At 40.1% G+C, this 23897-nt stretch carries 21 protein-coding genes and 1 riboswitch; of the genes, 10 read left to right on the forward strand and 11 right to left on the reverse strand.

From position 1 onward, the window contains the following. Window positions 1-103: 103 nt before the first annotated feature. The 4 genes from MHI16_RS18400 to MHI16_RS18415 all read right to left on the reverse strand — a co-directional run bounded on the left by MHI16_RS18400 (window position 104) and on the right by MHI16_RS18415 (window position 4208). Window positions 104-442, reverse strand: a complete 339-nt coding sequence (locus tag MHI16_RS18400) for a zinc ribbon domain-containing protein YjdM (RefSeq protein WP_058013269.1) — start codon at window positions 440-442, stop codon at window positions 104-106. Window positions 443-534: 92 nt separating this feature from the next. Further along, window positions 535-1674: a glycerate kinase gene (locus MHI16_RS18405; RefSeq protein ID WP_342498032.1), complete on the reverse strand. Its 1140-nt coding sequence runs from the start codon at window positions 1672-1674 to the stop codon at window positions 535-537. Between the two features lie 31 nt (window positions 1675-1705). Next, on the reverse strand, window positions 1706-2977 hold the full coding sequence (locus tag MHI16_RS18410; protein ID WP_058013267.1) for a GntP family permease: 1272 nt from the start codon (window positions 2975-2977) through the stop codon (window positions 1706-1708). A gap of 118 nt (window positions 2978-3095) precedes the next feature. Beyond that, window positions 3096-4208, reverse strand: a complete 1113-nt coding sequence (locus tag MHI16_RS18415) for a sugar diacid recognition domain-containing protein (RefSeq protein ID WP_058013266.1) — start codon at window positions 4206-4208, stop codon at window positions 3096-3098. A 161-nt stretch (window positions 4209-4369) separates the two neighbouring features. Between MHI16_RS18415 and MHI16_RS18420 the strand changes: the two genes are divergently transcribed. From MHI16_RS18420 to MHI16_RS18440, 5 genes are all read left to right on the forward strand, one after another. Beyond that, window positions 4370-5020: a TetR/AcrR family transcriptional regulator gene (locus tag MHI16_RS18420; protein ID WP_058013265.1), complete on the forward strand. Its 651-nt coding sequence runs from the start codon at window positions 4370-4372 to the stop codon at window positions 5018-5020. Window positions 5021-5089: 69 nt separating this feature from the next. After that, complete coding sequence (locus tag MHI16_RS18425; RefSeq protein WP_058013264.1) at window positions 5090-6343, forward strand: MFS transporter; 1254 nt, start codon at window positions 5090-5092, stop codon at window positions 6341-6343. Then, entirely contained in the window at window positions 6340-8667 is a 2328-nt protein-coding gene (locus tag MHI16_RS18430) for an ABC transporter permease (RefSeq protein ID WP_058013263.1), read from the forward strand. The genes MHI16_RS18425 and MHI16_RS18430 overlap by 4 nt, the downstream gene beginning before the upstream one ends. A gap of 13 nt (window positions 8668-8680) precedes the next feature. Continuing rightward, complete coding sequence (locus MHI16_RS18435; protein ID WP_058013262.1) at window positions 8681-9427, forward strand: ABC transporter ATP-binding protein; 747 nt, start codon at window positions 8681-8683, stop codon at window positions 9425-9427. A 657-nt stretch (window positions 9428-10084) separates the two neighbouring features. Further along, window positions 10085-11263 (forward strand): Rap family tetratricopeptide repeat protein, encoded by a 1179-nt coding sequence (locus MHI16_RS18440; protein ID WP_058013260.1) that lies wholly within the window; start codon window positions 10085-10087, stop codon window positions 11261-11263. 99 nt (window positions 11264-11362) lie between these two features. On the opposite strand, the gene MHI16_RS18445 is transcribed toward MHI16_RS18440, so the two are convergent. The 5 genes from MHI16_RS18445 to MHI16_RS18465 form a co-directional block, all read right to left on the reverse strand. Beyond that, window positions 11363-12211, reverse strand: coding sequence for a PRD domain-containing protein (locus MHI16_RS18445; RefSeq protein ID WP_058013259.1), 849 nt, complete (start codon window positions 12209-12211; stop codon window positions 11363-11365). Window positions 12212-12241: 30 nt separating this feature from the next. Beyond that, window positions 12242-13708, reverse strand: coding sequence for a glycoside hydrolase family 1 protein (locus MHI16_RS18450; protein ID WP_058013258.1), 1467 nt, complete (start codon window positions 13706-13708; stop codon window positions 12242-12244). A 4-nt stretch (window positions 13709-13712) separates the two neighbouring features. Further along, complete coding sequence (locus tag MHI16_RS18455; RefSeq protein WP_058013257.1) at window positions 13713-15575, reverse strand: beta-glucoside-specific PTS transporter subunit IIABC; 1863 nt, start codon at window positions 15573-15575, stop codon at window positions 13713-13715. Window positions 15576-15919: 344 nt separating this feature from the next. Continuing rightward, window positions 15920-16798: a hypothetical protein gene (locus MHI16_RS18460; protein WP_058013256.1), complete on the reverse strand. Its 879-nt coding sequence runs from the start codon at window positions 16796-16798 to the stop codon at window positions 15920-15922. Between the two features lie 115 nt (window positions 16799-16913). Then, a complete protein-coding gene (locus tag MHI16_RS18465) occupies window positions 16914-17807 on the reverse strand; it encodes a hypothetical protein (RefSeq protein WP_058013255.1) in 894 nt (297 codons plus the stop codon). A 183-nt stretch (window positions 17808-17990) separates the two neighbouring features. Here MHI16_RS18465 and MHI16_RS18470 point away from each other — a divergent pair, with 183 nt between their 5' ends. Next, the gene (locus MHI16_RS18470; protein WP_008347390.1) at window positions 17991-18542 is read left to right on the forward strand and encodes a PadR family transcriptional regulator; all 552 of its coding nucleotides are present in this window, start codon (window positions 17991-17993) and stop codon (window positions 18540-18542) included. Between the two features lie 4 nt (window positions 18543-18546). After that, the gene (locus tag MHI16_RS18475; RefSeq protein ID WP_008347392.1) at window positions 18547-19035 is read left to right on the forward strand and encodes a DUF4188 domain-containing protein; all 489 of its coding nucleotides are present in this window, start codon (window positions 18547-18549) and stop codon (window positions 19033-19035) included. 10 nt (window positions 19036-19045) lie between these two features. Here MHI16_RS18475 and MHI16_RS18480 read toward each other — a convergent pair whose 3' ends face one another. After that, entirely contained in the window at window positions 19046-19669 is a 624-nt protein-coding gene (locus tag MHI16_RS18480) for a CoA pyrophosphatase (protein WP_058013254.1), read from the reverse strand. Between the two features lie 169 nt (window positions 19670-19838). Here MHI16_RS18480 and MHI16_RS18485 point away from each other — a divergent pair, with 169 nt between their 5' ends. Together MHI16_RS18485 and MHI16_RS18490 are read left to right on the forward strand one after the other, a co-directional pair. Then, the gene (locus MHI16_RS18485; protein ID WP_012011842.1) at window positions 19839-20045 is read left to right on the forward strand and encodes a helix-turn-helix transcriptional regulator; all 207 of its coding nucleotides are present in this window, start codon (window positions 19839-19841) and stop codon (window positions 20043-20045) included. Continuing rightward, window positions 20042-20722 (forward strand): DUF3169 family protein, encoded by a 681-nt coding sequence (locus MHI16_RS18490; RefSeq protein WP_058013253.1) that lies wholly within the window; start codon window positions 20042-20044, stop codon window positions 20720-20722. Before MHI16_RS18485 ends, MHI16_RS18490 begins: the two co-directional genes overlap by 4 nt. 49 nt (window positions 20723-20771) lie before the next feature. Here MHI16_RS18490 and MHI16_RS18495 read toward each other — a convergent pair whose 3' ends face one another. After that, on the reverse strand, window positions 20772-22118 hold the full coding sequence (locus tag MHI16_RS18495) for an amino acid permease (RefSeq protein WP_003214712.1): 1347 nt from the start codon (window positions 22116-22118) through the stop codon (window positions 20772-20774). A 162-nt stretch (window positions 22119-22280) separates the two neighbouring features. Next, window positions 22281-22360, reverse strand: a riboswitch (glycine riboswitch). 264 nt (window positions 22361-22624) lie between these two features. On the opposite strand from MHI16_RS18495, the gene MHI16_RS18500 reads away from it, so the two are divergent. Next, window positions 22625-23644, forward strand: a complete 1020-nt coding sequence (locus MHI16_RS18500) for a LacI family DNA-binding transcriptional regulator (protein ID WP_058013252.1) — start codon at window positions 22625-22627, stop codon at window positions 23642-23644. Window positions 23645-23897 lie beyond the last annotated feature (253 nt).

Below are 23897 nucleotides of genomic sequence, written 5' to 3' on the forward strand. Positions count from 1 at the left end.
TTATTTTCAACAGGTACATATGTATGGAATTTTGTTTAAGTTTATTCCTTTCACCTATAAATAAAGAAAAAGAGGCTTCTGACTGACAGCCTCTTTTCTCTCATTATACCTTTTTCACAAACTCTGATTTTAACTTCATTGCACCGAAGCTAGGAATTTTACAATCAATGTTATGATCGCCTTCCACTAAACGAATGCCTTTGACCTTCGTGCCTATTTTTAAGACAGAAGAAGAGCCTTTTACTTTTAAATCTTTAATGACAGAGACCGTATCCCCATCACTTAATAGATTTCCATTCGCATCTTTGACCACTAGCTGCTCATCTGCCGCTTGTTCTTGTTCAAGTGACCATTCATGCGCACATTCAGGACAAACCAGCAGACTGCCATCCTCATAAGTATACGTTGAACTGCATGAAGGACAATTTGGTAGATTAGACATTTGTGTTTCCTCCAACTTTCTATTTCATTTCATACAATTTTACCACATTTCTATAGAAAGAATGTGATAGAAAAGGAAACATTTTTCATCATTTACTTATTTTTTCCAATTGATATAACAGCCGCAATATTTCGAGCGGTTCTCTCTACATGAATAGCCCCATCTCTCATCGCCTCAGAAAGAGAAGTGACACCTGGAACGATACTAAAAAGGGCATCAATGCCATGCTCATGTACGACTGCACTATCCTTTGAGAGAGAGCCCGCGATGCCGATCACAGGCAGGTGATACTGCTTTGCTGCTTTGGCTACACCAATTGGGGTTTTTCCATAAATGGTTTGCTGGTCAATTCGGCCTTCACCAGTAACAACTAGGTCTGCCTCCTTGATGACATCATTAAACTGTACTGCCTTCAGCACAATATCAATGCCTCGCTGCAAATCAGCGTGTAAAAAGCCTAATAAACTCGCACCAAGTCCTCCTGCCGCTCCTGCCCCTTCTGCATCTTCAAAAGATACATTAAACTGCTTTTCTGCTATTTGAGCAAAATGAGCTAAATTCTTGTCTAGCACTTGAACCATATGTTCATCTGCACCTTTTTGAGGGCCGAACACAGCAGACGCTCCTCTCTCACCCGTTAAAGGATTATCCACATCACAGGCTGCCTCCAGCCGAATGGATTGCAGTCTAGGGTCAAGTCCAGTTAGATCAATTGAAGCTAATTGATGAAGGGTCCCAACGCCTGGCGACAGCTCCTGTCCTGCTTGATCAAGAAAAACTGCACCTAATCCTTGCATCATCCCAACGCCGCCATCATTTGTTGCACTTCCGCCAAGCCCAATGATGACATGCTTTGCTCCTTGATCTAGCGCCGCAAGCATTAATTCCCCAGTTCCTCTCGATGTCGTGAGTAACGGATTGCGTTTTTCTTGCGGAACAAGGTGTAACCCAGAGGCTGCGGCCATCTCTATAACGGCCGTCTCACCGTCTCCTAACATGCCAAAAAAGGCATCGACGGGGTCACCAAGCGGGCCTGTGACCACATGATTGATTATGTACCCACCCGTCGCATCAACTAGCGATTGAACAGTTCCCTCTCCTCCATCTGCCATGGGAAGTTTGATATATTCAGCGTCTGGCAAAATCGCATGAAATCCCCGTTCGATGGCACAGGCTGTCTCATATGCAGATAAACTTTCTTTAAATGAATCTGGTGCAATCACAATTTTCATCCTAAAGCCCCTCGTTTCTTATCAAATGTCATCAGCCAAACAACTGGAAAACGCCAAATATAATGGTCGATACGACGGTTAATGTCAAACCAATTAACGATTCAAAAGGCATGAGCTTCAACCGCTCTTTGATATCCATTTGAACACTTCCTGCTGTTGCATGGAAAAAGCTCCCGTGCGGCATATGATCAAGCACAGTTGAACCAGCATGAATCATCGCTGCCCCTGAAAGAGCCGATACGCCGAGGCCAAGTAACGTACCGCTAAATACGCCACTCGCTACTGCTGTTCCTGCTGTTGTCGAAGCAGTGGCGGCAGACATAAAGATCCCTGAAGCTGGTGCAAGTAAATACGGAGGTAATCCCGATGCATCAAGTGCTTGAATAAACACATCTTTTAAGGAAGAATTTGATACAATTCCTGCTAGTGTGCCTGTCCCTAATAACATAATCGCTACACCCGACATTTTGTTCAGCCCGGACATCGCATAATCATTAATAAATTTCCCTTTTTTCATGAAAAGAGCGCCTACAATGCCTCCGATCGGTAAGGCGATCATTGGGTCTATATTAATTTGAAAAAGCGGTCTTAAAGCCAACAATAAAATGGTGACAAGTGGACCGACCACCGCTGGTAAAAAGGCAGGTACTTGAAACTGGCTTTGATTAACTTCTTCTTCAAGTACAGGCGCTCCTTTCTTAGCAAGCTTTTTGGCTAACACATATGTGACAGCTAAGCCAAATATAGCCGGAATGATACCTGCTGCCATCATTGAAGTAAGCGGTACACCAAACGCATCAGAAGCGGCAATGGCATTCGGATTCGGTGACATGATATTCCCTGCTTTCCCGCCTCCAATCATGGCGAGTAAAATCCCCGTTTTTGACAGCTTTGCCCGTTTGGCAATGGCAAGGGCGATAGGCGCTACCGTGATAACAGCTACATCTACAAAAACGCCCACTGTCGTTAAAATCATGGTTGCCAGTGCCAGTGCTAATAACGCCCTCGCCTCTCCAAGCTTTTTCACGATCGCCTCAGCGATAGATAAAGCTGCACCCGATTCAATTAAAACGCCAGCAAGCACCCCTGCCGCCATAATTCTAAGGACAGCCGGAATCATGCCTTTAGCACCTTCCATCATGACATTGACGGTCTGAGCAATATCTACGCCGCCAATTAAACCGCCTATAAATGCACCTGCCAGCATGCCATACGCAGGTGATACTTTTTTTAGAATAAGAACAATCGCAATAACCAGTGCCATAATGGCTCCCAGTGTACTTACAGTCACATCACCATTCATCCTCGATCCCCCCAAAATTGTCTTTCTTTTATTGTAAGCGTTTACTAATCGGAATCGGGTTGTGAATCTAGATGAACTTTTTTCATTTATCACTTCATCTCATTGTGCATATGCACAATCAAGATAATTGATACATCAACTGCGCCATATAAAGCTCCATCAACTGTTTTACATGACGGGGATCTTTTCCGGTCAAAGCTTGTATCTTATCTAAACGATATCTCAATGTATTCCGGTGAATATATAAACGATCAACAATTCTTTGTAAATCACCGCCCTCTTCAATGTAACTTCTTAATGTGTGGGCAAGCTCCTCTTCTTGTGTTAATGGCTTGTAAAAGTCAGCCCAACTACCGTTTTCTTCAACAGCTCCTGCAGCGATGAATAGCCTTTCCAGCTGATAAGATTCAAAAAAATAAATACTTTCCTCCGGATCAAGAGCCTTCCCTAACCGCAATGAATCTCTAGCGTGTTCAAAGGACAATGACAGCCGGCTTATGTCGTCTGCGACAGTTCCTATCCCCACCAGCACCTGGCCTCCTACTGCATTTTCCATTGTTCTTTGCAGCTGCCCAACCACATGCTTTAAATGATGATCAGAAATCGGCTGCCTTAAAAGAACCAATTCATGACGAAAAGTCATGCCAAGCAAATCATCCGCATTCTTATCGTATTGAATTGCATGCATCATTTTATGCACAGCGTCTTCTGAGGATGGAACTGGCTGAAAAATGATGGCCATTCGGCGCTTATCTAAATCCATTCCCAGCCATGCAGCTCGGTTCTTTAGCTGATGATTACCAACGTCCGAATCAGAAATTAACTGATTGACAATCTCACTCTCTATCCGCTGCCGCCACTGCACTCGTTCAAGCAGAAAAGACTGCTCTAACACTAGCTCAGCTGCCATTTTCACCAGCTCGGCATGATGCCGAATGTCCTCTGGCTCACCAGTAATGCCAATCACACCAACCACTTGTTCACGAAAGCAAATGGGCAAATTGATTCCTGGTCTTACTCCTTCTAAGTGCAAGGACGCATCGTGGTCAATTTCCATACTGTTCCCGTTTGTGAGCACAAGTCGTGCACCATCATGTTTCTGACCAATCCTTTTTCGTTCACCAGAACCAATGATGACACCATCCGCATTCATTACATTGATATTTTTATCTAAAATACGCATCGTACGTTCAACCATTTCTTGTGCCAATTCAGTGGTTAAAAATTGCATGAGGCATCTCTCCTGAAGGTGTTTTCATTCAATGTAACATAGTGTCATTGCACAATAAATGCAAAGTGTTTAAAAATGAGCCATTGACAAAGGTACATTGAAAAGTGTTTAATCAAATCAAAGGACCGACCGACAGTCTAGTCAAAAGAAAGGATGGCTTTATGAGAACCGTTAAACATCCTGAGGAACGTAAAAATGACATCTTAAACGCATCAGAAGAGCTCTTTTCTACCAAAGGCTATCAGCAAACAACGATTATCGACATTCTGAAAGCTGTTGGCATTGCAAAAGGCACTTTTTATTATTACTTTTCATCCAAAGAAGAAGTGATGGATGCCATTATTGACAGGATCATCAAAGCAGATATCATCGTGGCAAAGCGTATTGCGGCAGAGCCAGACCTTCCAGTCGTCGACAAACTATTTCGCATCATCATGGCGCAATCGCCAAAGCAAGGAAGCAATAAACAGGGCATGATTGAACAATTTCACCAGCCTTCTAATGCAGAGATGCACCAAAAAAGCTTAATCAAAGCGATTAAAGAACTATCACCCGTTTTAGCTGATGTCATTCAGCAAGGGGTGGAAGAAGGAACATTTAAAACAAATTACCCGCAAGAAACGGTGGAATTCCTTCTTGCTTCTGCACAGGTCATATTTGATGAGGGCCTTTTTCAATGGACAGCCGAAGAGAGTATGCAGCGAGCGCTAGCTTTTATTGATATCCTCGAATCCTCATTACATGCAGAAAAGGGGAGCTTCTCCTTTCTTCTGAAACGTTTAACTGGAGAGCTTGATGAACACAATCAGTGATTGGTCACTTCAATACCAATCCTGCATACATTATAGACTGACGGTCGGTCTAAAAGGAGAGTGATACCCATGTCTTTATTATCTAAAAGAGGTTCATCCGACTTTATTTACCTCGTGCTCGGACAGATTATTTCCGTTTTTGGGTCTTCCTTAATTCGGTTTGTTCTATCTTTACACGTGCTGGATATGACTCAGCGCGTTGACTTATATGCCTTACTATTCGCTTTATCCAATGTCCCGCTCCTTCTTTCCCCCTTAGCAGGCGCAATCGCTGACCGGTATAACAGAAGGAACTTGATGATTTTATTTGATGTTCTCACCGGCATCATGATTCTGGCTTTTTATTTTTGGTTATTCTCAGGCAATGATTCACTCTTTATGATCGGAGCGGTCATGGTGCTTCTTGGTGTGATGAGCACGTTCTATGCTCCCGCTGTGATGTCCAGCATTCCACAGTTAGTAAAACAGGAACACTTAGAACAAGCAAACGGGATCGTTAATGGCGTGCAGGCACTTTCAGGTGTTCTCGCTCCTATTATCGGCGGAGTTCTGTACGGACTGATTGGAAGTCAATCCATCATAGGTGCCAGTGCCATCGTGTTTTTTCTATCAGCATGCATGCTTTTACGGTTAAACATCTCCTTCTCCCCTAGCCCCTTAACGGAAAATATGGGCAAAGTGCTCGTAAAAGATATGAAACAAGGATTTTCCTATATTGGCAGTCAGCCATTTTTAAAAAGAGCCATGTTGCTTGCTGCAATGTTAAATTTCATCCTCACGCCATTTTTTATCGTAGGTGGTCCAATTATTTTAAGGGTCACAATGAAAAGCAGTGACATCATGTATGGTGTAGGCATGGGCTTAATTGAGTTCGCTGTCATCGCAGGAGCTCTGCTAGTTGGACTTGTAGCAAAGCATTGGCGCATCCCTACTTTATATCGCTGGCTGATCGTCATCGCGATCATCTTGCTACCTGTCGCATTCTCAACATCCAACATGGCTCTTCAATTTGGCACTTATCCAGCTTATTTTCTCTTTCTAGCAGGATGTCTTCCAATTGCTATGCTGCTTACAATGATCTCAATCGTTGTGATTTCACATGTTCAAAAGAAAACGCCAAATAGTCAATTAGGAAAAGTGATGGCCAATCTGACAATGGTTTCTCAATGTGCTGCCCCGCTTGGTCAAATGATGTATGGGTTCTTGTTCAATACGTTTTCAGCAAACATGTATGTGACAGTACTAATAGTCAGTACTTTCATGTTTGCCCTTGCCTATTTAACAAAAAATATGCTGCAACATGAAGGAGAATCAGCCTCATGAGACTGACGTTTATCAAGAAAGACTTAACCCGCCATCGTCTCATTTCCATCGGTTTAATCATTTGCATTATGATGACATCATTTCTAGCAACAAGTGCCGCTCAAATGATAGTACAGCTGAATGGTTCCATTTCTAATCTGCTCCATTCAGCCAAGGCACCAGACTTTGTCCAAATGCATGACGGCAGCCTAAAGGAAAAAGATATTGAGGCATTTTCAAGAAAGCAGTCCATGGTAAAAGCACATCAAATCGTCCCAATGATTCCAATTGAACATGCAAATATCAAGTTCGGAAACGAACCCGCCAAAGCAGGTGTGATGGATCATTTATTTGTAAAACAAAATCGTTATTTTGATTTTCTTTTAAATGAACAAAATGAAAAGCTCACTGTCAGTAAAGGTGAAGTGGCTGTGCCTATCTACTTTCAGCAAAGGTATCATCTGAAAATAGGAGAAACGTTACTGATTGGGAAAGGGGCTCATCAATTCTCTTTCCGCATTAAAGCATTCTTGCGAGATGCACAAATGAACCCTAGTCTTGTTAGTTCGAAAAGATTCCTTCTTCATCACAAAGATTGGGACGCAATGAATCAAGTGTTTCATAAAAAGGAATATTTAATTGAATTTTTACTGCATGATGCCGCTCAGGCAGATGCCTTTCAAGCAATCTACCAGTCATCACAGCTTCCACAACAAGGGCCAGCTGTCACATTACCTTTGCTGCGTATGCTGAACGCATTGACAGATGGAATGGTGATCGCCATTCTCCTACTTGTTTGCATGCTGCTCATCGGTATAGCTCTTCTCTCTCTTCATCTTGCTATGACTGCTTCTATAGAAGAGGACGAACGTGAAATTGGAATATTGAAGGTGCTTGGGATTCCTTTAACAAAAATCAAGCAATTATACGTTGGAAAATATGCCTTCCTTGCTGGTATAGGGTGTACAGCAGGATATGGATTATCTCCTATATTTGGTGATATGTTTACAGCCAATATTCAGCGATACATGGGGAGTCAGCCTTCTTTTACTTCTTGGTTCATCCCGCTTTGTGTTTCTATTGTGATAGCAATGATTATCATTTCTTGCAGCTATACTGTCCTAAGAAAGTTTGGCCGAGTATCAGCCGCTCAAGCAATTCAAGACAGCGTCATTTCAACGAATGATAAAAAACAAATACCCTTGCATCTCAAGAAAAACAGGTTCATCTCAGTCAATATTTGGCTTGGTTTAAAAGATCTGTTATCACGAAAGAAGTTGTACACAACAATTACTTGTATTATCGCCCTTTGTACATTTTTGATGCTGCTGCCTATTCAACTATGGTACACCTTACAATCACCGGATTTCATCACATATCTTGGCTCTGGTCAAAGTGACCTTCGAATTGATATACGACAAGGAAATCATCTAGAAGAAAATACTATTAACATAGAATCAATGATCCGTGAAGATCGAGATATTCATGCATCAGCCATATATGAAACAACCTCTCTTCAGGCAAAATCAAAGGAGAATTCATTAGAAACACTCTATTTAGAAACAGGGAATCTCTCAGCATTTCCTCTCACCTATTTACAAGGGCGACAGCCTATAAAGAAGAAAGAAATTGCCTTATCAGTGCTCAGTTCAGATTCACTCCAAAAAAAGATAGGAGAAAAAATTACTCTCGTAACAAATGGACAGGAAATTCAAAAAACTGTGACTGGCATTTATCAGGATGTCACCAACGGTGGGAAAACAGCAAAAGCAATAACACAGCCCTTTCCTCAATCAGTCCTTTGGAAAACCATTCAAATTCAACTAAACCAAGGAATAGAAATTGCGGAGAAAAAGACAGTATTTGAAAAAGAGATATCTCCTGCAAAAGTGACAGATATGAAAGAATACGTTCATCAAACAATCGGCAGCACAGCATCTTTAGTAAAAGTCGTTGCATTTTTGTCTATATTAGCTGCTTTTGGAACTGCCAGTTTGATGTTATTCATGTTTCTGCATATGTTAAAAGCAAAAGATTCAAGTCGAAACCATTTATTACGAACGATTGGATTTTCTAAAAAAGATGTAACAGTACAATATATGACAAGTTTTATCGTCGTTATCTCTTTGGGCACCTTTATTGGCACGATCGCTGTCCACACAATTGGACCAGCTTTAATGAGTTTAGGTGGAGCATCCTTAGGGGCATCAAGCCTTCAGTGGCTGGCACCACAATGGGTGTCAGTTGTGTACCCAATCACACTGTTGATTGTCAGCTTAGCTTTAACCGCTTCGTTATTGAAGACGTTTTTTACTAGTCAAACTACTCGTCATACACTTTCATAAGGAGATGTTTCACATGGAACACTTGATTGAAACAAAACGATTGTCTTTGCAAATTGATTCTTTAATCATTCTTAAAGATATCCATTTATCGATACATCCTGGGGAATTTGTGACGATTATGGGCCCTTCCGGATGCGGGAAAACCTCCTTGCTTTATCAGCTTAGCGGGATAGAAACAGCCTCAACAGGAGAGATCAAATATAAGGGCCATTTACTATCAGAAATGACAGATAAACAGTTAACTGCTCTGCGTTTAACAGATATGGGATTTGTCTTTCAACACAGCCACTTACTAAAAAACCTTAATCTGTTTGATAACATCATTGCTGCAGCTTACTTAACAAAGAAAAAGCCAAGAAAAGAAGTGAATGAACGAGCTAAATATTTAATGGAGAAACTTGATATTGATCATTTAGCAGATAGATATTTGTCAGAAGTATCAGGAGGTCAGCTTCAAAGAGCCTCTATCTGTCGAGCGCTTATGAATGAACCAGACATTCTTTTTGCTGATGAACCAACAGGTGCTCTTAACTCTCATGCAACGAAAGATGTGATGAATATATTTTCGAAAATCCATTCTGAAGGAGCAACACTATTGCTTGTCACACATGACCCAAAGGTTGCTCTTCGTTCTGAAAGAATCATGTTTATGAATGACGGAGAAATAACAGCCAGCTTACATTTAGGGAAATTTGATGAGGCAAGTGCCGAGAAACGGGAGACCAGATTAAATCAATGGCTTCAAGATTTAGGTTTTTAAGTTGGAATAAAACAGGCAGCTTTCTGCCTGTTTTACTTTTCCTGGCACTCAAATGAATAATCCATAGACAAACTATTAGTTTCTAATATGATTTTGCCGCCTACTTGTTGACAAGATTCTGTCAGCAATTCTATTTCTTTGCTATAAAAATATCTCTTTGACATATACAGAGTCAATAAAACAAGTAACAGTGTCGCCATAATCACTGTGATTTGCCAGTTTAAGATTTTAAATCTTTTTTTCATACCAACATCCTTTCCGACAAACTAGTGTTTGTGCTTGCTATTTATTTTGTCTGCTTCTATCAGTTTCTATTCCAAATTTGATCTAGCATCATCATAACTGATTTTCTTTAATAGATCGACCTTCCAACTTAACCACTGATCACCTGAAATCTCTTTATTTGTAATATACCAGTGATATTTTCGATCATAATCATAAAACCCATTGTATATATTCCTTTTTTAGACGATTAAAAAAAGATTTTAATTATTTGTAAAAACATTCAATCATCATTACAATTTCGTACATCACATGACCATAGGTCCTTTTTATTACCTCTTGGCAATCACCTCACAGAAATGATTATATTTTTCCAAAAATTGTGATATCGTTTTTTATGAAACAGGTGAAAGGATCTTAAAGAGGTGAAATTTCATGGCTATCATTTCTGCTGAACAGGTGGGGAACCGTTTAAATGATTGGCGAATTGCGATTCGCAAACATGATGTACAAAGTGCTAACGCAATGTACACAGAATTAAAGCAATTGCTTCAAGAAATGGAAGAGAATCAGGAGGTATTGACGTATTATTCATTGCTAGAAGGCAAGTATAAACTCATGATATATGAACGAAGAGGTAAAAAACTGAATGAACAGACAGAGCTAGATTGCCCCTCTAAAACAAACGACTTAATTGAATACTATTTTTACCTATACAAAGCCCTTTACGCTTCATATAACAGAGACTATGCATCAGCCATTGGACTATTTAAAATTGCCGAGAAAAAACTGCAAAACATTCCGGATGAAATAGAAGTAGCTGAATTCCATACGAAAATCGCAAACTTATATATGCTACTTCGTCAGAGCCTAATTTCTCTTCACTATATTCAGAATGCTATAGATATTTTCAAAAGTCATGAAGGGTATGAAAGAAGACTAGCGACAGCCATTGTCATCGCTGCTGCTAATTATATGGATATTGGTGACTTCACAAGAGCAGAAAACTACTACAAAAAAGCATTACACATCGCTGACAGTCTAAATGATCATTTTCTAACTTCACAGCTTTTTCATAATATCAGTATTCTGTATGCCGAAGCTGGAGAATCGAAAAAATGTATCGATGCCCTAGAAAAGGCTCTAAGTGATGAAAACTACCTCTCATCGTGCTATTTCCATCACACCATGTTTATGTTAGTCAAAGAGCTGCTCTCTATTGATGAAAGAACACAAGCTCTCTATTACTTCGAATTGGTCAAACAAAAACATGAATCAGAGAAATGCCCCATCTATACAGCAAAAATGAATTTGCTTTACCATCTATACTTTACTGAGGATATGTCTCAAAAAGCTCAAGCCTGTTTCGAGGAAATCAGTATTCTAAAAGAATTAAAGGATGCTGAAGGTGTCTGTGAATTAAGTGCACTAGCTGCAAAACACTTTGAAGATTTAGGTGCCATTCATCAAGCCTATCTCTTTTTGAAGGAAGCCTATCACATGAACCATCCTATATTTGAATGGAGGAATTCTAATGAAAAAAATGAGTTTATTGATCATCGCATTAACCATCGTCGTTTTCGGACAAACAGTGTCTTTCAATTCGTTAAATGAGACGAATTCTGGCACAACAGAACGACCTATCGGAACTTAATATAAAATTGATCACAGCAAAGAACCACTTGCCCGATCACAAGGCAAGTGGTTCCACCATTATTTTAATTGCTGATAAGATATGAGGCGGTGTATATGTACCGCAAGATAAGTAAGCTCATCATTAGGAATGACGATACTATGCACCTGTTTAATATAATCTTTGATTTTAAAAGCAACATCCATCGCCTGAGGATACAAGTGTGCAATTTGTTCAAACAACTCATTTTCTTGATCCGAAAGTAATTTATTTGCATAAAACCTCTCTACAAAGAACTTCACATGTGTAATGAACCGACTGTAATGAATATTTTCTTGGTCCATTTTCATATTCAGTGTATAGCGCACAAGATTGACAATGCTTCCGATCATTTTGGCATATTTCATGCTATCTTTCGAATCGGATTCTTCACCTAATGCATTGATTAAGTGAAAGGCGATATTGGCAGCTTCTTCTTTTGGCAATTGTATGCCCAATGTATCATTGACTAACTCAAGAGCGTACTTCCCTACTTCAAATTCTTCAGTATAGTAATTTTTGATTTCCCAGTACACGCGGTTCGTAATATTAATATTCTTTTTATGTCGTTCAACAGCAAAATTCAAATGATCCATTAAGGTAAAATAAACCCCTGAATTTAGATTTGAATTTAACCGTTTTTCTGCATATTGGACGATGCGCTGAGTTAAATCGATAAACTCTTGAGGCATTGAATCTAACAATTGAAGAAATTCCTTTGCTCTCATGTTATCGACTGACATAAAGACTTGGTCCGCTTTTTTCTCTTCTATCATTTGACCCGGTTTCTGTCCGTAGCCAATCCCACGGCCAAACAAAACCATCTCCTGTTGGTTCTGATCTTCAGCCAGGACCACACTCGAGTTTAAAACTTTTTTGATTTTAAACATCGTCATCACCTGTTTTCATGATTGTGGTGTTCAATCAAGCGATTCACCATTTGTCTCAATGACTTTTTGGTACCAATAAAATGAGTCTTTTCGAGATCGTTTTAACGTTCCGTTTCCATCATCATCTTGATCTACGTGAATAAAGCCATAGCGTTTTGACATTTGTGATGTACCTGCACTAATAATATCAATTGAGCCCCAGCTCGTATATCCAAAGAGATCGACGCCCTCTTCAATCGCTTCTCTCATCTGACGGAAATGCTCTTTAAAATAGTTAATCCGATAGTCGTCATGGATAGAGCCATCACTTTCAACTACATCCTTTGCGCCCATTCCATTCTCGACAATGATAAGAGGTTTTTGATAGCGATCATACAGTTCAATTAAAGAAATTTTCAGACCAACCGGATCAATTTGCCAGCCCCAGTCAGTTGAAGGCAGGTAAGGATTTTTGACTCCTCGAATCGTGTTTCCTTCTGTCTGTTCTAACCCTTCTTGAGCTGATTCAGTTAAAGACATATAGTAGCTAAATGAAATGAAATCGACTGTGTTTTCTTTTAGAATGTTGAGGTCTTCTGCCTCCATATGAATATGAATATTTTTTCTCTCAAGCATCCGTGTAATCAGTGGTGGATATTCGCCAAACACCTGAACATCTGCATAGAAATAGTTTTCTAAGTTTTGTTTTAAGGCTTGTTCCACATCATTCGGGTGACACGTATGCGGATACGTTGTCAATTTTGTCAGCATACACCCAACCTGGCTGCCTGGGATAATACGATGGCAATCAGCTGTGACAAGAGCAGATGCAACAAATTGATGATGAAGTGCTTGATACACCGTCTCTTCTACTTTGCCTTCTGGGCAACGATCAGGAATAATTCCTGCTGTAATGAATGAGTGGCGGTGAATACTATCAATTTCATTAAAGGTGAGCCAATATTTCACATCATGTTGATAACGTTCGAAACATACATTGGCGAACTTCACAAAGAGATCGACCACTTTTCTTTCCACCCAGCCGTTATATTTCACACTAAGGGCTAAAGGCATTTCATAATGAGAGAGTGTCACAATCGGTTCTATATTGAGTTTTTTCATTTCGGCAAATACACGATCATAAAATTGCAGCCCTTTTTCATTTGGTTCAGCTTCTTCTCCAGTAGGGAAGATCCGGCTCCACGCAATAGAAATGCGAAGTGTTTTAAAGCCCATTTCAGCAAATAGAGCCAAATCCTCTTTATAGTGATGATAGAAATCAACCCCTCTGCGTTTAGGGTACTTTTTATCGTCTGGGTCTTTTATTGCACGATCTATATTTTCAGAAGTCACAGCAAGATGTCCTTCATAATCTTCTACACTTAAATTGGAACGATACATTGCAATATCTGCAACTGATGGTCCCTTTCCATCTATATTCCAAGCGCCTTCTGCTTGGTTGGCGGCAATGGCGCCGCCCCATAAAAATCCTTTTGGAAAACCTTTAATTGTTGTCATCTGTTTAGCCTCCTAATTGTGTGACAACCATCAATGTATCTTGACGATTGACCTCTTGTAATGGCTGTACCTTTATTTCATATTGATCTGTATTTGTGATGACAGCAAGTGTAACTGGATCATAACCTGCTGCTATGATTTTTTCTACATCAAATTCAATCAGTAAATCTCCTGCTTGAACACGTTCCCCTGCCTGCACTTTTGGATGAAAATACTGTCCTTCCAGTTGAACGGTATCAAGGCCAATGTGGAATAATACTTCAACCCCTTGGTCCGTTTTCATACCAAGTGCATGATTTGTTTCGAACAGCATGGTCACTTCACCATCTACTGGTGCGTAAAGCGCACCTTCTGAAGGGACAATGGCAATCCCGTCTCCCATGACCTTTGAAGAGAAAATATCATCTTTCACTTCAGATAGAGAGATCATTTGACCAATCACAGGACTTTTGAATGTTTCACCCGCTCCAATTTGTTCAGCAAATGCAGCTTGGTCATTTTTCTTTTCTTCTACTACTGTTTTATCCTTACCTAATACAAAAGCAGCGATAAAAGCGACAATAAAGGAAATGATTGCTCCAATGACAGCAAACATTAGATTTCGTGGGAGCTCATCTGATATAAACATTGACATACTTGCTAATCCAGGGCCAACAAGTACAAAGGCTTGTATACCAACTAATCCAATGAAGATCCCGCCAACAAACGAACCAATCATGACACTTCCAAGAACTCGCTTATTTTGAAGTGTCACACCATACAAAGCAGGCTCTGTGATACCAAAAAATGCTGAAATCCCTGCCGAAATGGCTGTTGATCTGAGTACCTTGTCTTTTGTGCGTAGTGCTACAGCGAAACACGCTCCACTTTCCGCAATATTATGTGCAAGTGATGCAGGTAAATAAAGTGCTTCTTTCCCAAGGGTTCCCATCGTTGTGACTGCATAAGGGACCATTGCTTTGTGCATACCTGATGCGACCATGAATGGGAGGACTGCTGCTAAAATCGCGACAGCTACCCAGCCTACTGTATTAAACATTGCGAGAATGATGGATGAAAAACCCTGTCCTGCTGTAAAACCAATCGGTCCTAATAGAAGTAATGTAATTGGTACAGTAATGACCAATGACATCATTGGAACAAAGAAAATCCGAATTGGTTTTGGTGAAAATCGTGTAAAGAATTTTTCCATTTGAGCGTATAGCAATACAGAAAGGATTGCTGGGAACACTTGATACGCATAAGCTATATTTTTCACGTCGAATGACAGCAATTGCGCACCTTCAGTAAGCATAGCCGTCATGTTCGGAAGAAGAAGCGCACCGACTGCTGATAATGCGACCAGTGGGTTCACCTTTAGTTTATTCGCCGTCGTTACAGCGACTAGTAAAGGCAGGAAGTAAAGCGGCGCGTCCCCTACCATGTTCAATATTTGATAGGTTTGACCCTTTGCATCCATCCAGCCTAATAGAGAGAAAAGGAGAAGAAATGATTTTAAAATCCCTCCGCCTGCGATAGCTGGAACAAGCGGCTGGAAGACACCGACAATGAAATCTAACAGAACTGTGCCTATTTTTCTTTTTTCTTTTGGCTGATTTGATGGCACGACTTGCCCCGATGAGCTGCCACCCATTAGACTTGTTACCTCTTGATACACTTCAATCACGTCATTCCCAATCACCACTTGGCATTGTCCTGACATTCTGACAGCTATGACACCTGGTGTTTTTTCTAGTGCTGGTACATCTGCTTTTTTCTGATCAATTAGCGTGAAGCGAAGTCTAGTTGAACAGTGCTCAAGGTGCGCAATGTTTTCTTTACCACCTACATGCTGTAAAACGTCTTTGGCAACTTGTGTATAATTCATTTTTCCTCCCCCTTTTCCTCATACATGAGACCTATATTTTGGCAATAAAAAAAGGACCTAAAACGACAAATTAAAGAAATTCATCGTTTTTAGATCCTGCCTGCATGACCAGTCACATGTCTAATTTATTTATATTGGATTTGATTTTAGTATATATTGATTATATGAAAGCGTCAACATTTATTTTTCAGAAATTTATTAAGGTCTATATACCTAAATTGATTTTCTTTGATTTAGTTAAAACAACCTTTCTCGCTTGTTTATACATCGATATCCTTTTATCATCACTAAGAACTATCTCCATTATAAAAACCAGATAAGTTTACTCATCTGGTTTCCATCATCTATTTTTTTCTTTCTTCTGCCTGCTTTTTGAATGCTTTCGCTTGTTTTTGGTATTCCTGTTTCGTAACCGCTTTTAACTCTACGGTACCGCCTGTCATTTTAAATGGAAGTTTGATTGATTTTACATCTCGATCAGTGGAACCTTGAATGATCCCATCTTCAATTGAAGGCTCATGGCCCATTACAAAAGTTCTTCCATCCGTATCACCCATGACTTCTAATCTCATTTCTTTATAAGGCTTACACTCTTCTCCGGGAACAGTTGTGATTAGAAGGAAGCCGGACCATCCAAGTTCCATATGCATCGTTTTCACCTGTAAAAATAATTGTTTGTCCTTTGCCGTATAGAGAAAGCCATATACCTTTGCCACTTTCTCCTTGAAGTTTCTCATACTATCATAAAACCTATCTTCCGCGGTATCAAATAGATAATCATATTGTTTTTGGATATCTTTATGATATTTCTCTAGCTTTTTTTGATTGATTGCCTTATAAATCGTGCTTTTCTTTTCGCCTTGTTTTTTCACTGAAAGGTTTTTTCCTGAAAAATGAACATCGTATACGATCGTTTCTTTACCTTGTGTGACTCTGAATTCATACCCATTTTCTTTTGAACTGCCGGATACGACAAATTGTTTTTTATAGATATGCGGATACCATCTTTCTTCTTCTATATACTTTTCATTCAAATGCCCTGTTACTTTCCCTTTGCTCTCAGATACCTTAAACCAGCTCATGCTATCCTTCGTTTTATACGCAAATGCATAGGAATGATTCAATGAATTCTTTTGTGCGATTGCTTGATATGCTGTCCAGCCGCCTCCACCTAAGATGAGTACTGCCAGGATAGACACGACCCACATTTTCAATTTACTCATACGTACCTCCACTAATATATGATTTAAAAAACCTTCATGATCCCTATTTAGATATTCAACTAAATTCTGATCGCCCTGAAATGCCATTCACAACATTCATCTGTTCCAACACGATCTACTTTTGCAATTCTTTCGCCTTCTTTTTGAATTCTTCTGTTTGTTCTTGATATTCCTCTTTCGTGACCGCTTTAAATTCTATTGTCCCGCCTGCCATTTTAAAAGGAAATTTAATGTATGTTGCGTCTCGGTCAGTTTCACCTAAAATAAAACCCTTTTCAATTGCAGGATAAGTACTCAAATCAAACATCATCCCATCTGAAACTCCACCAGCTGTATGTTTCGTTTCTTTATAAGGTTCACCACCATCTCCTGGGGTCTTTCTCATTAGAAAAGAACCTGCCCATTCAGACTGCATATACATTCGTTTTACTTTTAGAAATAGTTGGTACGAACCATCCTCTGCCGTATACAGATAACCATAAGCGCCTGTTACTTTCTTAATGAAGTTTCGTACATAATCATGAAATCTATTTTCCGTGTCATCCATCAGTTTCTCATATCGAGTATGAATGTCCTGTTGAACAGCACGTAGGTTTTTTTGATCAACTGCTTTGTATGTGATGCTGTGCTTTTCACCTTGTTTTTTCACAGAAAGATCCTTTTCGGCAAGGTGAACTTCATATGTGACCGTTTCTTTCCCTTGCTTCACATAAAATTCGTAACCGTTTTCAATTGATTTCCCAGTTAATTGATATTTGTTGATAAACATATTGGGATCATAATGCCTTTTCGGATTTTCCTCTAAAATGGTTTCATTCAGATGACCTGTTACTTTTCCGTTTCTTTCCGTTACCTTGAACCAGTTCACACGATCATGAGTCTTATATGCAAAGGCGTAGGGATGATTCAAACCACTCTTTTTTGCGATTGCTTGATAGGCTATCCAGCCGCCTCCACCAATCAGTAGTACCGCCAGAATAGTCATGATCCAGATTTTTGATTTACTCATATGTCCCCCCCCAAACTATGATCGTTCACTCTATATGAAGGATTCATCTTATTGATTAACCAATCAGTGATCTCTTCACCTCCTTTCTAGCATTTATTTTTTTCTCATACCTCTTGTATCTGCAGTTATACATCGTTTATTATATATCTAAATGATATATCTTTTAGATAGGTGTGTTGATCAATGAAAAAATACAATGATACGACGTATGCGATTTTGGGGATTTTAACGACAGATTGTAAGTCTGGGTATGAAGTGAAGCAATTAATTGATAGGAGCTTGCATCACTTTTGGAAAATTAGTTATGGACAAATTTATCCAGCTTTAAAGTTAATAGTCGAGGAAGGGCTTGCGAAGGTTTCACCCGCTTCTACAACTGGGCGCTCAGACAAGCGGGAGTATCATCTGACTGAAAAAGGGCTGGACACGTTGAGGCAATGGCTGGCGCAGCCGCTCGATCAAGTACCATCAGAACGAAATGAAGTGTTATTAAAGTTATTCTTTGGTCAATATCTTTCGTTTGAGAAAAAATTGGTGCTTTTACAGGATTATGAGAGGCAGCTCCGTATCCGTTATGAGACATATGTTGCGATTGAACAAAACATTCAAGAGCTGTATCCAGATGAAGCTGATGCGAAGTATTGGCTGTATACGTTAGATTACGGAAAGAAAGTGGCGCAGGCCGGAATTGATTGGTGCGTGGAGACCTGTGAATCGATGAAGAAAGAAGGGTGAACAAGTGAAAAAAAATATACGTGCTGGCAGGTATACAACAGACAATTCTGAGCCGATTGTTGTGTTCATTATCGGAATGAGAATCAATAAACGCTGGGCTGTCCATCAATGGCTGCCAGTATTTAAGGCGATGCCGGGGATGATCAAAGAACTTTATACACATCAAGAAGAACTTGGTTTTCTAGGGACAGAAAATTACTTCGGTTTACGCACCACCACCATGATCCAATATTGGAAATCAACAGAGGACCTCCTTGCCTACGCCAAGATGGAGAAGCATTTGGCTGCTTGGAAAGGATTTAACCAAAGAGCACGAAATAATGACGCTGTCGGAATTTATCATGAAACGTATCAAATTCAAGCCGGCTCATATGAATCTATCTACGTGAACATGCCTTCATATGGATTGAGCCAAGCTAAAGCGCCCATCCTAATTGGAAAAGGGAAAGGAAAAGAAACCGCAAAAGAACGCCTTTCTACAACAAATTCCTAGAGCTGATTCTCTAGGAATTTCTTTTTGCAACCATCACAAAATGTTTTAATATGCGGGCAGTTAACCCCCAAATGGTGTAACGATCGTAATCATAAAACCACTCCTCAATCGAACGACTCCCCCAGCTGTATTTTTCTCCATTCATGATTTTTTCATAAGGAAAGTCCTCTCCTGGTGTTGGCTGCACCGATACATGGTGTAAGTACGGTTCGTATTGGATGAGCCATGATAGAGGCACAGTAAAGGTCTCCTCTACTTCTTCTTGATTAAAGGAATGTTTGACCTGCTGTTCATCAATGATTCCGACAAATGGATATACCACAAAGGATGGAGAGGCAATATAAGGACTGAGCTGTCCTAACACCTTGACGGATTCGGGCGGAATCCCTAGTTCTTCATATGTTTCCCGCAGTGCAGCTTCTTGTGCGGTTTCGCCGCCGTCGAGTTTGCCTCCTGGGAAGCTAATATCGCCAGGCTGTTTTCTCATAATGAGCGATCGCACCTCAAATAAAATATGCCATTCTCCGTTTACTTGCACCAAAGGGACAAGGACTGCAGCTTTGAACGCTGTTTCTTCTCCAATAAATAACGGTTGAGATTGATGTAAGTCATTTTTTAATTGGTCAATGAACACGGGCATCACCTATTTTCTGTTTCTCTTTCTTTTAGCGTATCATGGTTCATCTTTTGAAGAAAGATGATCTTTCTGACAATTATTTTTATCAATTTGACAACTTTACTTGTCAAATTGAATAATATGCTTTACAATCAAAGAAAGATTCAGATCAAATTGAGGTGACAGAATGAAAAATCGATTAAAAGAGCTTCGTGCGCGTGATGGTTTGAACCAAACTGAGCTTGCCAATCGTGCAAAAGTTTCTCGTCAGACCATCAGCTTAATGGAGCGAGATGAACTAATGCCATCTCTCTTGCTCGCTGTTAAGCTTTCACGAATTTTTCAGGAACCCATTGAACGTATTTTTCTATTCGAGGAGGATGAACTATCATGAAAACTGTATACAAAATGCTCTTAGGTGCTCTCCTTGGCTTTCTCGGTGCTTACTGTCTGCTTGCAGCTGAATTTGAGATGACCCTTCTTGATGTTGCATTTGAAGCGACTCTTGTCATCAGCGGCTTGACGATTGTATTGATTGTTTATTGTTTTTCAGGGATTTCACGTATGAAGAAAAGAGTATCACTTTCGGTATCTGGAGATGAAGAGGATGAACTCGAAGTAAAACAGTATCGCACCTTTACTGATTCGACTTTAGCCAATACGGTGAGTACCATTTTATCCATTATTGCCATCGGTATGGCTATCGTCACCGAACAGCCTATTTGGCTGATTCTCGTCAATATTGCTATATTTATCGTCACCATTATCAGTTCTTACGTAGCGATATCCGTTCTAAAACTTGTCTACCCTAATCGCAATCTCCCAAGCCCTTCTGACAAAGATTATAGTAAAAAACTGCTTGCTATTTCCGACGAAGGTGAAAAGCATGTGATGCTTGGCGGATTGTTTCACACGTATCAAATGATGAACATCTTATTGACCGGTGCCATGTTTATTCTAATCGTGTATTCCCTTGGAGCCAATCACTCTCAGCTCTTTTCAATCATCGTGATTGGACTTGTTTTAATTATTTTGAATGCAAATTATATGTTCAGGATTAGAAATCGTTAAATAAACAAAAAGCACAGCCTAATACAAAGGCTGTGCTTTTTTCTGTCCATTATGACGCACGGCGTTTCTTTCGTGCATAAATCAATAATAAGAAACCAAACCAAACCGGTGTTAACAAGAGCGCCGGACGTGTTGCATCCGCAAACAGCATGATCACAAGAATGGCAGCAAAAAGGACAAGAACACAAATGTTTACAAAAGGTGTGAACGGTGCTTTAAAGGTAGATGCTGCATGCAGTTCAGGCTTTGTTTTTTTATATTTCAAATGGCAAATTAGAATTATACTCCATACCCAAATGAAACAAATGGCGCTGATGGTTGTGACAATACCAAAGGCTTGTTCTGGAATCAGCTTGCTTAAAAGAGCACCGACCGAAACTACAATCGTTGAAACGAATAGTGCATTACTTGGAACAGCGTGCTTGTTCAGGCGGCCAAAGGAAGATGGGCCCTGTTTTTGATGACTGAGATTATACAAAATTCGGCTCGTTGAGAACATACCGCTATTACAAGCCGAAGCCGCAGACGTCAAGACAACAAAATTAATGAGTCCCGCTGCTACTGGAATTCCAATCAGCCCAAAGGTTTTCACAAAAGGACTTTCTGATGCACTGAGTTCAGTCCATGGATTGATACACAGTAAGACAAAAATGGCGCCCACATAGAAAAAGAGAATTCTTAATGGAATTTTATTAATCGCAGATGGGATGTTTTTTTGCGGATTGGCTGTTTCTGCTGCGGACACACCGACCAGTTCCACTCCCACATACGCAAAGATGACCATTTGGAATGACAGTAAGAAGCCTGTGACACCATGCGGGAATAGTCCGCCGTGTGACCAAAGATTCGTTACCGTCACCGGCCCTGCATCTGTTTGGAAACCAATGATTAAAAGGACAATTCCAACTCCGATCAGCAATAGAATCGTAATCACTTTAATGAGTGCAAACCAAAATTCCATTTCTCCGAAAAGCTTCACCGTTAATAAATTAAACCCTAGTAAAATCAACAAACAAATGATAGCAGGAATCCATTGCGGGATGTCAAACCAATACTGCACATACACTCCGACCGCAATAACATCCGCCATCGCGGTCATAATCCAGCAAAACCAATACGTCCACCCTGTCACAAAGGATGCCCACGGACCAAGGTAATCCTCTGCAATATCGGTTAATGACTGATAGCCTGTCTTCGATAAGAGTAGTTCACCAAGTGCCCTCATGACGAAAAAGATCGCCATTCCGACAATTAAATAAGCAAAAATGATCGATGGACCTGCCAATTGAATGGCCTTTCCAGAGCCTAAAAACAGCCCAGTTCCAATGGTTCCGCCAATTGCAATCAACTGAACATGGCGGTTTGATAAATCTCGTTTTAATTCTTGTTGTTCCAATGCTAACGCCCTCCTACGACACGATCTTATACTGAAATAATGAACTCTCAAAAAGTCCATAAAAAAAGAGATTGGATGCGCTCCAATCTCACGGTCATAAAAGAATAGCAAAATAGAGAAAAGCAATACACGGCTTCATCCATGCATTACAAATACAATATTTCGTACTCTTCTGTCCTTTTGCCTGAGATTGTGAACCCTTCGGCGCCGCACATACATGCGGTCTCTCCAGAAGCTGCTCCTGCTATAGTGTGACCCACAGCAATCATAGCCTTCGTTATTTACTTAAAATGTTGCTATTTCTGAATAATTTCATATTTTACGCCTCTAAAAGAAAGCTGTCAATGGAAATCTTTTATGAGTGACGGTGGCAGCCATATAACTTCACTTCATCAATCCCCCTTGATTCATGTATAATAAATCAAAAGATGTTCGGCTCGTTTGATGGAGAAATCCCTCTTGATCAAGAACAAAGTTAGGCAATCCATGGAAGTTGGTGAAAACAAATGAAAAAAATGAACAAACAGCGTGTCACATTACAGGAAGTCGCCAAGCATGCCGGTGTTTCGACTTCAACGGCATCACTTGTTGTTCGAAATAATCCTAGAATCTCTGAAGCCACTCGAAAAAAAGTACTGCAATCCATGGAGGACTTAGGATACGTATACGACCGCGTTGCTGCCAACATGCGGTCAAAAAGCTCAAATATCGTTGGCGTGATTGTCACGGATATTTCTAACACCTTTATTTCTGAGTTTTTAATTGGCGTGCAAACCACACTTGAGTCACTGGGCTATACTGTTCTACTTGGTACGACCTTTGACAGTGTCGATAAACAGGAGCGGCTCATTTCCACAATGGTAGAGCACCGAGTGGGCGGAATTATTTTAAACCCAGCTTCAAAAAGCTCTGCACGAACGGTCAAACAATTAAATCAAATTCGCACCCCAAAAGTACTGGCAAATCGTGAATTATCAGATGTGCAATGTGACTATGTCGGTGTTGATTATGAACAAGGTGCTTGGATGGCGGTTCATCATCTTCTTCAAAAGGGGCATCGGCGTATCGCCTTCTTAGGCGGCATCAAGACCTCATCGACTTGGATTGAGCGGATGAAAGGTTTCAAAAAAGCCCATGACGAAGAAAATCTGACGATTGATGATTCTCTTATTATTGACATAGAACCTACTCGTGAAGGCGGGAAAGAAGCACTTGGCCAAGTGCTTGATCAGCCTGAGCCTCCTACTGCTATTTTTTGTTTTAGCGATCTAGTCGCATTTGGGGTCATTCAAGAACTGTCAGCACGGGACATTAAGCCTGGTGAAGATATCGATGTGGTTGGATTCGATAATGTTCCTGAAGCGGAGATGTACCATCCGCCGCTCACCACTGTTTCCTCCTTCCCCCGATCCATCGGGGTAAAAGCAGCGAACCTTTTATATCATAAAATGAACGAACAGGATGAAGAACTGCAGAGATTGATCTTAAAGCCTCAACTTCATATTAGAGAAACCGCTCCCTCATGATGAAAGAGAGAATTGCATGCAGCAATTCTCTCTTTTTATTGATCAAGTCAATGATTTCTTTGTTTCATTTTTCTTTTTTTAAATCACAAAGTCATAAACTTGACACATTTAAAACACAGGAGTATATTTATCACGTTGCTTCTTTTAGTATATCGTTATACCTATTTCATCTTATCGTTATTTCTATTGAAAAACAGGAGAAATTGATTTTTTATGATTCTGATCAAATCATGAAGTGTCGTTTTCTAATTAT

The organism is Bacillus sp. FSL K6-0923 (assembly GCF_038630825.1).
GTDB lineage: Bacteria > Bacillota > Bacilli > Bacillales > Bacillaceae > Bacillus > Bacillus pumilus.